General features: G+C 42.3%; 15 protein-coding genes. 1 reads left to right on the top strand and 14 read right to left on the bottom strand.

From position 1 onward, the window contains the following. Positions 1-2: 2 nt before the first annotated feature. The 11 genes from rfbA to B143_RS0105040 form a co-directional block, all read right to left on the bottom strand. Positions 3-878: a glucose-1-phosphate thymidylyltransferase RfbA gene (gene rfbA / locus B143_RS0105090; RefSeq protein ID WP_018122462.1), complete on the bottom strand. Its 876-nt coding sequence runs from the start codon at positions 876-878 to the stop codon at positions 3-5. Beyond that, positions 875-1,933, bottom strand: coding sequence for a dTDP-glucose 4,6-dehydratase (gene rfbB / locus B143_RS0105085; protein WP_018122461.1), 1,059 nt, complete (start codon positions 1,931-1,933; stop codon positions 875-877). The genes rfbA and rfbB overlap by 4 nt, the downstream gene beginning before the upstream one ends. A 12-nt stretch (positions 1,934-1,945) precedes the next feature. Continuing rightward, positions 1,946-2,932, bottom strand: a complete 987-nt coding sequence (locus tag B143_RS0105080; protein ID WP_018122460.1) for an exopolysaccharide biosynthesis polyprenyl glycosylphosphotransferase — start codon at positions 2,930-2,932, stop codon at positions 1,946-1,948. Between the two features lie 420 nt (positions 2,933-3,352). After that, positions 3,353-4,081 (bottom strand): glycosyltransferase family 2 protein, encoded by a 729-nt coding sequence (locus B143_RS0105075; RefSeq protein ID WP_018122459.1) that lies wholly within the window; start codon positions 4,079-4,081, stop codon positions 3,353-3,355. A 1-nt stretch (position 4,082) separates the two neighbouring features. After that, on the bottom strand, positions 4,083-5,195 hold the full coding sequence (locus B143_RS0105070; protein WP_018122458.1) for a glycosyltransferase: 1,113 nt from the start codon (positions 5,193-5,195) through the stop codon (positions 4,083-4,085). Beyond that, a complete protein-coding gene (locus tag B143_RS09725) occupies positions 5,195-6,157 on the bottom strand; it encodes a glycosyltransferase family 2 protein (protein WP_018122457.1) in 963 nt (320 codons plus the stop codon). Before B143_RS09725 ends, B143_RS0105070 begins: the two co-directional genes overlap by 1 nt. After that, positions 6,154-7,110 carry a glycosyltransferase family 52 gene (locus B143_RS0105060; RefSeq protein ID WP_018122456.1) on the bottom strand — a complete coding sequence of 319 codons (957 nt, stop codon included), beginning with the start codon at positions 7,108-7,110 and terminating at the stop codon, positions 6,154-6,156. Before B143_RS0105060 ends, B143_RS09725 begins: the two co-directional genes overlap by 4 nt. Then, positions 7,092-8,303 carry an oligosaccharide flippase family protein gene (locus B143_RS0105055; protein WP_018122455.1) on the bottom strand — a complete coding sequence of 404 codons (1,212 nt, stop codon included), beginning with the start codon at positions 8,301-8,303 and terminating at the stop codon, positions 7,092-7,094. The genes B143_RS0105060 and B143_RS0105055 overlap by 19 nt, the downstream gene beginning before the upstream one ends. Continuing rightward, positions 8,300-8,974: an acylneuraminate cytidylyltransferase family protein gene (locus B143_RS0105050; protein ID WP_018122454.1), complete on the bottom strand. Its 675-nt coding sequence runs from the start codon at positions 8,972-8,974 to the stop codon at positions 8,300-8,302. Before B143_RS0105050 ends, B143_RS0105055 begins: the two co-directional genes overlap by 4 nt. A gap of 1 nt (position 8,975) precedes the next feature. Beyond that, positions 8,976-10,112 (bottom strand): UDP-N-acetylglucosamine 2-epimerase, encoded by a 1,137-nt coding sequence (gene neuC, locus B143_RS0105045; protein WP_018122453.1) that lies wholly within the window; start codon positions 10,110-10,112, stop codon positions 8,976-8,978. Continuing rightward, positions 10,105-11,136 carry an N-acetylneuraminate synthase family protein gene (locus tag B143_RS0105040; RefSeq protein WP_018122452.1) on the bottom strand — a complete coding sequence of 344 codons (1,032 nt, stop codon included), beginning with the start codon at positions 11,134-11,136 and terminating at the stop codon, positions 10,105-10,107. The genes neuC and B143_RS0105040 overlap by 8 nt, the downstream gene beginning before the upstream one ends. A gap of 184 nt (positions 11,137-11,320) precedes the next feature. Between B143_RS0105040 and ung the strand changes: the two genes are divergently transcribed. After that, complete coding sequence (gene ung / locus B143_RS0105035; RefSeq protein ID WP_018122451.1) at positions 11,321-11,998, top strand: uracil-DNA glycosylase; 678 nt, start codon at positions 11,321-11,323, stop codon at positions 11,996-11,998. Here the strand turns inward: ung and B143_RS0105030 are convergent. From B143_RS0105030 to B143_RS0105020, 3 genes are read right to left on the bottom strand one after another with little or no spacing between them, the layout of a single operon-like run. Beyond that, positions 11,990-12,421, bottom strand: a complete 432-nt coding sequence (locus tag B143_RS0105030; RefSeq protein ID WP_018122450.1) for a GNAT family N-acetyltransferase — start codon at positions 12,419-12,421, stop codon at positions 11,990-11,992. The genes ung and B143_RS0105030 overlap by 9 nt on opposite strands. Further along, positions 12,402-13,292: an NUDIX hydrolase gene (locus B143_RS0105025; protein ID WP_018122449.1), complete on the bottom strand. Its 891-nt coding sequence runs from the start codon at positions 13,290-13,292 to the stop codon at positions 12,402-12,404. The genes B143_RS0105030 and B143_RS0105025 overlap by 20 nt, the downstream gene beginning before the upstream one ends. Positions 13,293-13,300: 8 nt before the next feature. After that, positions 13,301-13,888 (bottom strand): ABC-type transport auxiliary lipoprotein family protein, encoded by a 588-nt coding sequence (locus tag B143_RS0105020; protein WP_018122448.1) that lies wholly within the window; start codon positions 13,886-13,888, stop codon positions 13,301-13,303. Positions 13,889-13,895: the final 7 nt, after the last annotated feature.

Here is a 13,895-nt window from a genome sequence, read left to right as displayed (position 1 = left end):
ATCTACCCTTGCAAGCTCAATAAGTATTGTCCATAAGCATTTTTACTCATGCTTTGCCCAATTATTAATAATTGCTCTTTAGTGAGCCAACCATTGTTATAGGCAATCTCTTCTAAACATGCGATTTTATAACCTTGGCGTTTTTCGATGGTCTCGACAAACATACCCGCCTCTAATAAACTCTCGTGTGTACCAGTATCTAACCATGCAAAGCCGCGCCCCATTAATTCAACATGCAAATCACCACGTTGCAAGTAAGCTTGGTTAATGCTCGTTATTTCTAATTCTCCACGTGGTGAGGGCTCGACACATTTAGCCATTTTAACCACATCATTATCATAGAAATATAAACCAGTCACTGCAAAGTTCGATCGTGGTTTAGTGGGTTTTTCTTCAATGGAAATGGCTTGTTTGTGCTCATTAAACTCAACCACACCAAAGCGCTCAGGATCTTTCACCTGATAACCAAAAACTGTCGCACCTGTTTGTCGGTTCATTGCTTCTTTCAGCATGGGTGTAAAACCTTGGCCATAAAAAATATTGTCCCCAAGCACTAAGCAAACATTGCTGTCACCAATGAATTCCTCACCAATTAAAAAAGCCTGTGCTAAACCATCCGGACTTGGCTGAATTGCATAGCTAATGTTAATGCCAAACTGTGAACCATCATCGAGCAAACGTTGATAACCTTCCATATCTTCTGGTGTACTGATCACCAATACTTCACGAATACCCGCAAGCATCAACACAGACAGTGGATAATAGATCATCGGTTTATCATAAATCGGCAAAAGTTGCTTTGACACGCCCTTAGTGATCGGGTACAAGCGCGTACCTGAGCCACCTGCTAGAATAATGCCTTTTGTTTGTTTCATCATACATCTGCTCCTAATCGTTCTCTTTGATAGCTACCATCCTGGACATTACGACACCAATCTAAATGATTGAGATACCATTCGACCGTTTTACGAATGCCACTTTCAAATGTCTCTTTAGGCACCCAATTCAATTCTCGCTGAATTTTACTCGCATCAATGGCATAACGTAAATCATGTCCTGGACGATCCTTTACAAACGTGATTGAATCAGCATATTGACTGCCATCCTGGCGAGGTTTTAATTCATCTAAAATATTACAAATCGTTTTAACCACATCAATATTGGCTTTTTCATTGTGGCCACCAATGTTATAGGTTTGTGCCACTTTCCCCTCTGTGACCACTTTATATAATGCACGAGCATGATCCTCTACATACAGCCAGTCACGAATTTGCTGACCATCACCATAAATGGGTAAAGGTTTACCATCTAATGCATTGATGATCATTAATGGAATTAATTTTTCAGGGAAATGATAGGGGCCATAATTATTCGAGCAATTGGTCACAATGGTTGGTAAACCATATGTTCTTTCCCATGCACGCACTAAGTGATCAGAACTCGCTTTACTCGCTGAATAAGGAGAACTTGGTGCATAGGCTGTTGTTTCAGTAAATAGATCATTAGTCCCTGCTAAATCACCATAAACTTCATCTGTTGAGATGTGATGAAATCTAAAAGCGCTTTTTTTAGCATCATCTAACGTGAGCCAATATTGACGAGCCGCTTCTAATAATGTGTATGTGCCCACAATGTTGGTTTCAATAAATGCCGCAGGACCATCTATTGACCGATCGACATGAGATTCTGCGGCTAAATGCATCACACAATCTGGCTGAAATGCTTCAAATACACTGTTTAACGCACTGCGATCACAAATATCGATCTGCTTAAATTGATAACGTTCATTATTTTCTATTGAACGTAGCGACTCTAAATTACCTGCATACGTTAATTTATCAATATTACACACATGATCTTGTGTATGCTCAATGATGTGGCGCACAACAGCAGAACCAATAAAGCCTGCGCCGCCTGTGATTAGAATTTTCATGATTGTCCTTAGTTACCTTGCCCCAAACCCTGTCAGCATTGTTTTAATGGTTTTAAACACAATGAGCACATCGAGCCAAAAAGAGAAATGCTTAATATAATAGAGATCATATTCTAGTTTGATGCTTGTTTCATCGCTGTTTGCCGCATAACCTTGCGTCACCTGAGCCCACCCCGAAATCCCCGGGCGCACCACATGACGATATGAATAAAAAGGAATCTCTTGCTTAAATTGCTCCACAAAAACGCGCTGTTCCGGCCGTGGGCCAATGAGGCTCATGTCGCCCTTGAGAATATTAATAAACTGTGGAATCTCATCAATGCGCGTTTTACGGATGAATTTCCCTATACGCGTCACACGTGCATCCCCTTGTGTGGCAAACTGAGCCCCTTGTTTTTCGGAATCTTGGCACATGCTGCGAAGCTTATACACAGTAAAATCTTGATCCCCAAGCCCTACACGTTCTTGAGTAAAAAACATTGGCCCTTGACTCTCAAGTTTCACCAAGAGACCAAAAATCAACATCAATGGCAGCCAAATGGGTAACAACAGGAGCACAAATACAATCTCTGCACAGCGTTTGACCATGCCATACGTGGATCGTGTATAGAGCGCACCAAAAATATTTTCAGACAAATGCGTGATCTTAACGCGCCCTGTCAATTGTTCCACCATCTGCCGACTGTGGTACACAGGGATGTTTGCCAGTGCACAATTGGCCAAAAAGGTTTGCCACTCGTTTGGCATATCACTACGTAAATCTGCCACAACCGCATCAAAGCGCGTATTGCCAAGCGTGGGCTCAATTAAAATGCGGGTATCGATGGATTTAAATTGCTCGAGCTCTTGATAATTTCCATAGGGCACAACCGCTAATTTTAAACAATAATAACGCTTACCTAAATAATAACCTAGGACTGTCCATGTATTGGCGATCAAATATCCCACTAATAAAACCGTACGAGAATACTCCACTTTTAACAAAAAAATACCACCCATAATTGCACCCCATGAGAGTGTAACAGATGGCAATAAATAGATAATGGATCGTGCATCTGGAAATTTTTGAATCTTTTTATACAGCATAAAAGACAAGAAAAAAGCACAAATATTAGCTACTGTTGTATAAGTACGGGTATCTGAAAAGTATATAGGGTCTAAATGCAATAATTTAGGCCAAATAATAATGGATGGCAAAACACCTACCAGAATAAACCCTAGTATCATCTGAAACCAAAAGTTAAAAATGACTCTCTCATACCAACGAGAATGCCTAAGCTGCTGACTCTCTACCAAAACAGACCCCACACTGTATTTGCTAATTAATCAATATTCTTTATTGATAATATAAATTTTTTACTATTACTTGTTACTAGTATAAACCATTTTTGAAATTAACCTCGCTAAATTTTCTCTCATTTAGAAGCGTTTATTCAACATTCTAACCACAGCATGACACCAATAATATAAAGATTGCCACAGACCATACCCTAAGTGCTTACGATACATGCGCCATGTCCACAATAAACTTTTAAATTTATTACTCGAAAGTGATCCCGCGTTCACACGGTAATAAGCCAAGCTTTCAGGAATACAGATGCCATACCCAGCTTTTTTAACAATACTGAGCCACATTCTGTAATCTTCATGGCGAATATTTTCCTGATAAAACTTACCAAGCACTGTACTGTCATAAGCGCCAGTTAAATTGCCAATACAATTGCCCTTTAATAAATGTTCATAATCGATGACTAAAGGGGCTTTAACGAGATTGAGAACCTCATTTTTTGCATTACAACGCGTGTAAAAGGCATAGAGCATCGTATGACCCTGTGCAAAGTAAGCGAAAGACTGCTCAAGCTTATGTGGCAACCACACATCATCACAATCTAAAAAACAAATGTAGCGATACTTTGCTGCAGCAATACCAACATTTCGGGCTGCAGCCACTCCCCTTTCTTGAGAATGCAATAAAACAATCCGCTCATCTTGAGCTCGATATGCATCAATCATTGCAAGACTCTGATCAGTTGAAGCATCATTGATAATGATGAGCTCATATTCGTAATAAGACTGCGCCAATACACTGTCAATCGCCGCTTTAATGAAGGCTTCACCATTATGAACGGGCATGATAATACTGAACATACTATTCACCTCTGATTAATTGTTGCCATTTTTGGACAATATTTTCTTGAGAAAATTGTGAAAAATCATATTGCTCAATCGCATGATGCAAATAATATTCAATAAAACTGACCAATGCTGTAACATAATGATGTTGATATTCAGACAGCTCACAAACATAATGTTGAACCTGTGGTTCAGGACGCAATAAAAAGCCATAACGTGTTCTGATGCACCATTGATTTTCTTGCCATCGATGATTCACATTAGGATTTAAAATCTCCATTGGCCCACAAGGACACGCCGTATGAAAAATGGGTTTACCATGCCCAAGCCCCTCTAAAATGACTAATGGTAGTCCTTCAATACTCGATAAGCTCACCACTGCATCTAGTGATGGATAGATGATTTTTACATCATCAACATAACCATAAAATTGAATCACATTCTGTGCTAAAAATCCTGCAGCGTAATCTTTCAATCGCGCATACTCTGGACCATCACCATAAATTTTTAATGTTAAAAATCCTGCCGGATATTGCTTTGCAACAGCAGCAAACACCTTAATTAAAACATCAATATTTTTACTTTCATGTAAGCGTGCGATACATCCAAATGAAAACTGCTTCTTTTGTACTGGTCCTTGCCCATTGTTTTCCATAGGATCAATAAACTCATCCACTAAATTATAAATGGTCAGCACATCACTTAAATTAAAATAGGTTTGTGCACGCTCTGCTGCCTCATAAGAGACAAAAACCATTTTTTCATTTCGAATACAATGGATCAGTAATCGTAAAACACCTTTTTTAAACCATGAACACTGCTGATAAAACCCTACGAGATCCGTATGGATCACATTAATTTTGCATGATTGCAATCTCATAATGCGTAAGCAAATGCCCATTAAAATTGCAGGAAAATGCATTAAAATCAATACATCAAACTTCCGCAATGTTCTAAAAAACCTCACATAGCTTTGTAAAAAACCAAACTTCCCAGAGGGGATATAAAATGCTGTAGCATTTTCCCCCTGCCCCACTAGTGCAGTGGTTAATCTTTCAGTAGATTTTGCTAAGCCGCCATATCCTTCTGAGTCAGCAATGAGTGCAATTTTTTTGATCCCCTGACCCATTATAAATGTCTCCACTTCTTAAGAGCATAGGCAAATATTCTGGGCATGAGTAAAAATGCAACGGACACTATGGTGTATTTAGACATCAAACCGTAATGATGAATGATATTTTTTATCGAAATCAATCTTGTCTCTAATTTCATGAGAATATCATCTCGATATACACGAGCATCACCTTTATAATGACACACTTGTAACGCCATACTATACAGACAATACTTAATATAACCTCGTTGATAATAATCCTTATATTGATCGAACAATCCTTCTCTCACTAAGAACTTGTGATATTGCCCATAAATATATTGCAAACTGTTCAGCGTATTTTGATGATAAGAATTCATGATCGATCCTGTGCGCTGCACATAACAATACAGCGCTGTTTTTAAAACCACCATTTTCTTATGATATAACAAGATGCCCATCAGCTCTTTGTCTTCATAAATCAAGCCTGTCACAAATCTACGATGCTGCCAAACACTCTGTCGATACATTTTATTCCATACCGAGAAATTAATGGTTTCATTGAGCAACAATATATCTTGTTGAGCATAATATGCCTGTAGATCTGGCATCATATGGTGCTGAATATTTCCCTGCTCATTCACAACCTCTATGCCGAATAAAACAACGTCTACATCTGGCTGAAATGCTGTGCAACATAATTGAAACGTTGTGGGTTTTAACCAATCATCTGAATCTAAAAAAGCAATATAATCACCCGTTGCGTGATCTAAGCCATAATTTCGGGCACTGGATAATCCACCATTTTCTTTTTCTAAGAAAATAAAACGCGGATCATTCCCCACCATTTCTTTAGCAATGTCAATCGATCGATCAGGACTGCCATCATCCACAATTAAAGCTTCAAAATTGGTATGGGTTTGATCTAATAAACTTTGTATGCATTTGCCAATATATTTTTCGACCTTATAGACAGGCACAATCACCGATATTTTCATATTTTCACCCGCTCAACCCCAACCGCATCGAGCACTGCATAAATGTCTCGATCAATCGCATCAACATCAATGGCATATGTTTTGACAAATGGATAATGGGCAACATTGACCAACACAGAGCTGAAAAATGAATAGACATTGATCACCGCCACATCATGGGTTTGATACAAATTTGCAACGTACGCTTCAAAAATGAGCGGCGAATCCATCACATTAACCATATGATTCAAAACATAGTTTTCTCTCGGGTGCGGAAAATAGTATTCAATCTTTAAGGCGTCAATCACCTGTTCCATAAAGGCTTGATCACATTGCGGATACATTTCATACAATGGTTGCCCAAGCAAAATATTGATCTGCCCTGTGCGTGGCTGATCATCCATTTCAATGGGAAATAATGTCAATGGCTCAATCTTCTCAATAATGTTCGGATGATTTGCATAAATCGTCCAATGCTTTTTACTCAATGCCCGCATTTCGCGCGTTGAATGTTTGCCCACTAAATATTGCCACACTCTTTTTTTATAGCCCTGCGTACAATCATCCGCGTAATAATGGGAATGCGGATAGATGTTTGCTAAACCATCATCAAACGTATGTAAAGCCTCAAAAGGCAGACGGTACACCAATGCTTGTAGATACGGATGGCTAATCGATGCCAAATAGAGCGTATCAATCGTATACATTGACAATGCTTGCAGCATCTTTTGTCTAAAGGCTCGCACGGCACGAATCACCGACAATCCATGCAATCCTGTGGGCTGTACATAATGGTGATGCCAGATTGCATTCTTTGTTAAACGCTCAAAATAATATTTATGCTTCGATTCATCTGCAAAAATGCCAAGCACGCCATAGCGCTGAATGTTATTGTTACGAATGATGGCTTCTGCAATCACCATCTGTAATGGCGTCAAACAGATGAACACCGCTTCTAATGTTTCTTTACGCATCGCACTAAATACCCAATTAAAAAGAGGTTACTGAAAATCAAAGCAAACGGAATCCATTGCATGGAAAACTGTCCAAAAATCAGCAGCAATCCTAAGTACACCACCGCGCTCATCAAGCTACCGGCGGCGATCTGTTTATTTAAACCTAAATAAAATAGATAATTGACCACAATTAAGTAAGGCACCGTCAATCCATATCCTAAAAGATAAAATACGGTGTAATATTGGCTCTCGCCATAATGCTCCCCTAAAAACCATAGATACAAACTGTTTGGCAGTGCCGCAGCAATCATTGCTGGTAAACATACGCCGCCTAAACTGATCACAAAATAACGAGGGAGTTTTGCCCGCACGGCAGCTTGATTACGTTTAAGGCTGCCATAAAAATGGGGCAATAATGCCTTATTCACGGCCATCAATAAAATGGGGAGAATCGCAGCAAGTTGTACACCTGCTGAATAAACCCCAAGCTCAGAGGACTCATAATGTTGATAAATGAAAAAGCGATCCACCTGCCCTTTGACAAAAAAACTCAGATGATGAAAAATCAACGGCACACCAAATGCCAAAATGTATTGCAAACCTAAGCGCAATTGCCGAAAGGATGGACGAATGCGCATGTTTAATGTTTGCCTGCCCCATCTGATCGCCACCATAAAGGCAATACCATTGGCCAATAACATTGCCAACAAACGATCATTGACGAGCGTTGCTGTCGGTTGCCACACATGCAAGAAAAACAGCGTCAGTGCAACATTGCTGAGAGAAAATAGACTTTGAATGGTAATGTAAGCCACGCTTTGTCGCTGGCATTGCCGCAAAGAAAGCTGCACGCCCAATGCCGTTTGCAATAAAGCGATCAGCGTTAAATAAATGCCAACGGCTGAGCCATAACTGATGGCGATGATCATCAGTACCAATGCCGCAGCCCCGCTCATTAAGTAGCCCGCCCACATCACCATCGGCAGTGCACGACGCCCATAAAAATAGTAATACCGAGCAATCGCACCCTCTTGACTCATGCTCATGCCAATAGTGATGAGTGCTAACCACACCATGTAATAAGAGAGCTCACCAAATCCTTCTGTGCCAAGGGCGCGCGTTAAATAGGGCAACAATAAAAATGGCAGCGCTTTACTGATCAATTCTCCGCCTAAATAAATGCTGCTCTCTTTCAATAAAGTAGACTTCATGGCACCGCCTGCTGCAATAAAAACTCTGCATATGCCAGATCCAATGGCGTGTCGATGTCCACGCTGCTCAGTGCATCCATCTCATAAATGGCCAATGGCTCTGCAAAAAAGCTCTGCGCCTTTAAAAAAGCAGCCACTTGGCAGATATATATGGCACCATTGATGTGATGTGTCTCGGGCAATTGTTGCCTTGGCATGCTCAAATGCGCCCAATCAAACAACGGCTGATAATCATCCCCAACCTTCACCAAACATTTATGAGGCGGATGCGTTGTGGCACATACACTCACCAAAACTGCAGCTGATTGACTCTGATAACACTCAATGGCGGCACAAATATGCGCCGCTGTACGTAGGGGTGATGTGGGTTGAAGCAGCATAAAATCTTCTGTCTCAGGAATTTGGCAAGCAGATAAAACATGTGCAACCGTATCAACACTGCTTGCCGTGTCCGTGGCCAGTAATGCAGGACGCAACACCACCTCAACAGGATATGCTGCACACACATCCGCAATGGCAGCACAATCAGTGGACACAATGATGCGCGTGAATGCATCAGCATCGATTGCTGCTTGCAATGTATAGACAATCAGTGGTGTGCCGGCTAAGGGCGCAATGTTTTTTTGTACAATGCCTTTGCTGCCGCCACGCGCAGTGATGATGCCAATCATGCTATCCCTCCACCATGACATCATGAAACACTTTTTGCAGCGGCATTTGCCACATTGCCTCATCGGTTAGCATCTGACAAAAGCGTGCCTGACTGTCCCCGGTGCCAAAATACTCACACGCTGCAAAGCGTTCCGTCAATTGATTCACTGTAGCAATCGCCTGCATAATCTCCCTTTGATCATAATCACAATCGATGATGGATTCACTCTTAAAGCGCAAGCTTTGACGCGTGCCAATATTGATGGAAGGTACACCAAAAATCGGCGCTTCCCGAATGCCCGCACTTGAATTACCAATGATGGAAACCGCATGATGAATCAATGTTAAAAAATATTCAAAACGCACAGAAGGATAAATTTTAATGCGTGGATTGCCTTGTAAACGCTCGTATTCACGTAAAATGTCATGGGTGCCATTGTCATTGTTTGGATAAATCACAATGAATGCATCGCTAGATGCCAATAATGCATCCACCAATGCCCGCGCATGTTGTGCCATCTGCTCAACTTCTGTGGTCACAGGATGAAAGAGAACTATGTGATAGCGATCAAAAGGAATGTCATAACGATCTTTGACTTCTGTTAAGTTGGGCAATTGCTCAGGATTCATATAATCAATGTCCGCAGAACCCATCACATAAATGGATTTCGCAGCTTCACCTAACTGTATCACGCGTGCTTTTGCCTCTGCATTGGCCACGCAATGTACATGGGATAACTTAGTAATGGCATGGCGCAATGAATCATCAATGGTGCCACTTCGCTCTCCACCTTCAATGTGAATCACACGGATGTTGCTGATGCTGCCCACAATTGCGCCTGCAAGCGCTTCCACACGATCCCCATGAATGACAATGGCATCTGGCCGCATCTCATGCACATAACGCGACAAGCCATTGATGGTATTAGCTAAAATGAGATCCATCGGCTCATTGGGGTATTGATTACAATATTTTTCCATTGTAAAGCCAGATTTTTCGATCTCCCGATACGTATGACCATAACGTGCCATCATGTGCATGCCCGTCACAAATAGACGATACTCAAACCCTTCTAGCATGTCTGTGGCTTGAATAAGGGCTTTTAACTTGCCAAAATCTGCACGCGTACCAGTCACAAATAAGATGACTTTAGCCATCGATGTCACTCCAACGCAACTGCTCATCCAAGGCAATGTCACGCGTTGCTTTTTTACCCAGTAAACTTTTAAAGTGCTCTGCTTTAATGTCACCCGTACCAGGACGCTTGACCCATACATTGTCCATCGTCAATGTTTCACCTTTAGCGATGTTACGAATGCTGACAACCGTGGCAAAGGCAAAATCAATGGTCACTTGCTCTTCAGGTACCGCTTTTTTCTCCCCGCCTCGCATTTGATGAATGAGGCGACTGCCATGAATGAGTTCAGACAATTCTTGGGCATCCATCGAATTGATAATGTCTGGCCCAGGGCGTGACTTATGATCCGTAAAGTGGCGCTCTAACAGCGTAGCGCCCAGTGCCACCGCAGCAAAACAAGCCAAATTTGAGGTGGTGTGATCAGAAAGCCCAAACGGTGCATTGACAAATGCATCGGCCAGTACCTCCATCGCCCCTAAACGCACCAGATGTGCAGGCGTTGGATACAAATTGGTGGTGTGCAGCAAAGCATACGGCACCCCATGGGCCTCAAAAATTGCCACAGCTTTTTGCACACTTGCCAAATCATTCATGCCCGTACTTAAAATGATGGGCTTACCAAATTTTGCAATGTGTTCAAGCAATGGATAATTATTGCATTCACCTGACCCAATTTTATACGCGGGCACATTCATACGTTCTAAACGATCAGCGGCCGCCCGTGAAAAAGGCGTGCTGATAAAGACCATCCCCTTAGATTCCACATAATCTTTTAATGCCCGCTCATCTTGCTCATTGAGCGCACAGCGCGCCATAATGTCGTAAATTGACACATCTGCATTGCCAGGGATGACAGATTTAGCCGCTTGACTCATCTCATCTTCCACAATATGGGTTTGATGTTTGATGATTTGTGCACCTGCCTGATGGGCGGCATCCACCATTTCACAGGCTGTACGTAATGAACCTTCATGATTGATGCCAATTTCCACAATCACAATCGGCTGACTCGTGCGACTGATCTCTAAATGACCAATTTTCATAATGATTCCTTGGAAAATAAAAACAAAAAACGGTGACACATACAATCATTATATCTCTTTAAACTGAATCATTAAGTGATTAATAGAGTGGTAAAAATTGTATGTGTCACCGCCATTTGGTGGCATTATAAACAAATGTTATAATCCAGGGATATTAATTTATTTTATTGTCAAACATTTATCCATGTCAAACCACCTAAAATCCTGGCAGCCCTTCCTACAATCAGAAGGCAAAAAGCCCTATTGCCAACACATTTATGCATATTTAAATGCTGAATTAAATGCCGGAAAAACCATCTATCCAACAGAGGCTAAGCGCTACAGTGCCTATCAACTGACGCCGCCTGATCAAGTGAAAGTCGTGATTTTAGGGCAAGATCCTTATCATGGGCCGAATCAAGCCAATGGCCTTGCTTTTTCTGTGCATCATGGCATTAAAGTACCACCTTCGCTTCGCAACATCTATCAAGAGCTCAGCACAGACATTGAAGGATTTACGCCGCCCGCTCATGGCTCACTCATCAATTGGGCAAAGCAAGGAGTGTTTTTATTGAATACTTCTCTATCTGTTGAAGCTGCAAAAGCCGCTTCCCATGCGCACATTGGCTGGCAGCAATTAACGGACGAAACCATCCGCATGATCAATCAAAACTGTGAGCATGTCGTATTTATCTTATGGGGCAGCCATGCGCAAAAGAAACGCGCCCTCATAGATGAGTCAAAGCACTGCGTAATTGCCTCTGTGCATCCCTCACCTTTGTCGGCATATCGTGGATTTTTTGGCTCGCGCCCATTTTCCAAGGCAAATGCCTACCTCATCGCACATGGGAAAACGCCGATTGATTGGGCAGACTTAAGCTAGTTTTTTCACCATATGAATGTGCGGCTCGCCATCTTCTAGATAAATCTCACCTTCCGCCACAAAGCCTAATTTTTCATAAAAGGCAATGGCATGCACTTGTGACGAGAGCGCAAGTGATGTGATGGGCAATTGTTTTGCCTGCGTCATGAGCGCCTGCATCAGAAGCAATCCTATGCCCTGCCCACGATGAGACTTTAACACCGCAACGCGCCCTATTTTACCAATATTCCCCAAAGGAATGAGGCGCGCTGTGGCAATGGCTTGATCACCCTGATACACAATCACATGATGGGCAATGTCATCATAATCATCGATGTCAATCTCTGCGGCGTAGCCTTGCTCTTGTGTAAATACAGCATCACGAATGGCAAAAGCCTCCGCAATCGTTGGGTCTGTGCGACCCTTAATGATGATGTGGTGCATAATTTCCTGAAAGTGATAAATGTTCAGCTAAATAACGAGCTTCCGCCTCAGAGACATCTAGCCAACCGCGGCGCAATAAAAAATGAAGCATCACCCAAGCTGTGTTTGGTTTAAATTGATCAGGCTTTTTCAAAATTGCCCATAATTCTGGCAAAGGCAAACGCATAAAGCGTGCCACTTCACCATCTTGATTGTGGGGCATAAAATCAATGGGCAGCTCAATGTCAAAGGCATGAAGCATGTCATTGCGAATGCCAAAGCCATCTTCAGCGGGCGTTAGATATTGCAAGCTGCCAAAGGGTTGAGCAGTACGCGCCACCACTTCAGGAATGCCGGCTTCTTCCCCGGCTTCTTTACAAACATTCTCAAGCAACGTGAGATCGGCAGGCAAGCCACCTGCCACCAATTGATCCAACTTTAAAGGGGCAATCGGGCGCGTTGCTGAGCGCTCTGCAATCCAAATGTGCGGCTCACCTTCGATGAAAGTGAAACCATTTAAATGCACACCGTGCGCTTGTAACCCAAGCACTGGCAACACACCCCGCTCGATTTGAAAGAGTGGCAAAGTGCGCGCAGCATCTAAATACACAGTAAAGAGTTCATCTCGCCAATTAGGCACCACATGATTCGCCTTTAAATCATGACTGACGATCTCAAGCAATGCAGAACGCTTTGCAATGTCGAGCGCTAAAAACTCATCCGTAAAGCGCATGGATTGCCCATCCACATCTTGAAAAATATGTGGATATTTTGCCAACAATGGCACAATGCGCGCATGCATACAGCCCACAGCATGATGTTGCCACTTTAACGGCACAAACTCTGAAAAATCTGGCGCGGGCAACGCCTCAATGATGTGTTGATACTGCATGATGGCCTTTATGATTGTGTCGTAATATCGCGGATGATCTCTGGCAATAAACGCGTTAACGCTCTGTTATAAGCCGCAACGCCGCCCTCTGCATTTAAGCTTTCGACAGGCTCTTTAATGCTGTATTTTTTCGAGAACACCAATTTTTGCTGGCTGTTATTGAGTAAACGCACCATCAAACTCAACTCCACATAACTGTGGCCATTGTCAAAATATTGCTGCATTTTTTGAATGGTGGTGTCCACTTTATACGCGCCCGTCAATGACGTCGGTGACACCACCACATCACGATACGCATTCGATGCCATCAAACCATTGGCAATTGCCACTTGAATCTGCTGAACAGGCGGCTCGACCCATGCACTTTTCGTATAGACCTCCACTGTATTGGCATCACGTGAATAGGTCATGTCCACATTGTTGCCCATGCCAAAACTTTTCACATCACCCACCACAATGCCATAAGGCTTTTGATGCGCTGTTTCAACAATGTTTGCGCCCTCAGTGGCTAAGGTGTATTGCGTTTTATACGGCGCAGAAGAACACCCTGCCATCACAAGCATTGCCGCCATTAAACCTGTTAATTTCATCTTCATCATCACT

Origin of the sequence: Wohlfahrtiimonas chitiniclastica DSM 18708 (genome assembly GCF_000375345.1) — a bacterium.
Lineage (GTDB): Bacteria > Pseudomonadota > Gammaproteobacteria > Cardiobacteriales > Wohlfahrtiimonadaceae > Wohlfahrtiimonas > Wohlfahrtiimonas chitiniclastica.
This window is presented reverse-complemented; position numbering and strand designations above follow the sequence as displayed.

Bases quoted from the DNA above. Each gene is read 5' to 3' on its own strand.
- rfbA (WP_018122462.1), bottom strand. From the start codon at position 878: ATGATGAAACAAACAAAAGGCATTATTCTAGCAGGTGGCTCAGGTACG.
- rfbB (WP_018122461.1), bottom strand. From the start codon at position 1,933: ATGAAAATTCTAATCACAGGCGGCGCAGGCTTTATTGGTTCTGCTGTT.
- B143_RS0105080 (WP_018122460.1), bottom strand. From the start codon at position 2,932: ATGGGTGGTATTTTTTTGTTAAAAGTGGAGTATTCTCGTACGGTTTTA.
- B143_RS0105075 (WP_018122459.1), bottom strand. From the start codon at position 4,081: ATGTTCAGTATTATCATGCCCGTTCATAATGGTGAAGCCTTCATTAAA.
- B143_RS0105070 (WP_018122458.1), bottom strand. From the start codon at position 5,195: ATGGGTCAGGGGATCAAAAAAATTGCACTCATTGCTGACTCAGAAGGA.
- B143_RS09725 (WP_018122457.1), bottom strand. From the start codon at position 6,157: ATGAAAATATCGGTGATTGTGCCTGTCTATAAGGTCGAAAAATATATT.
- B143_RS0105060 (WP_018122456.1), bottom strand. From the start codon at position 7,110: ATGCGTAAAGAAACATTAGAAGCGGTGTTCATCTGTTTGACGCCATTA.
- B143_RS0105055 (WP_018122455.1), bottom strand. From the start codon at position 8,303: ATGAAGTCTACTTTATTGAAAGAGAGCAGCATTTATTTAGGCGGAGAA.
- B143_RS0105050 (WP_018122454.1), bottom strand. From the start codon at position 8,974: ATGATTGGCATCATCACTGCGCGTGGCGGCAGCAAAGGCATTGTACAA.
- neuC (WP_018122453.1), bottom strand. From the start codon at position 10,112: ATGGCTAAAGTCATCTTATTTGTGACTGGTACGCGTGCAGATTTTGGC.
- B143_RS0105040 (WP_018122452.1), bottom strand. From the start codon at position 11,136: ATGAAAATTGGTCATTTAGAGATCAGTCGCACGAGTCAGCCGATTGTG.
- ung (WP_018122451.1), top strand. From the start codon at position 11,321: ATGTCAAACCACCTAAAATCCTGGCAGCCCTTCCTACAATCAGAAGGC.
- B143_RS0105030 (WP_018122450.1), bottom strand. From the start codon at position 12,421: ATGCACCACATCATCATTAAGGGTCGCACAGACCCAACGATTGCGGAG.
- B143_RS0105025 (WP_018122449.1), bottom strand. From the start codon at position 13,292: ATGCAGTATCAACACATCATTGAGGCGTTGCCCGCGCCAGATTTTTCA.
- B143_RS0105020 (WP_018122448.1), bottom strand. From the start codon at position 13,888: ATGAAGATGAAATTAACAGGTTTAATGGCGGCAATGCTTGTGATGGCA.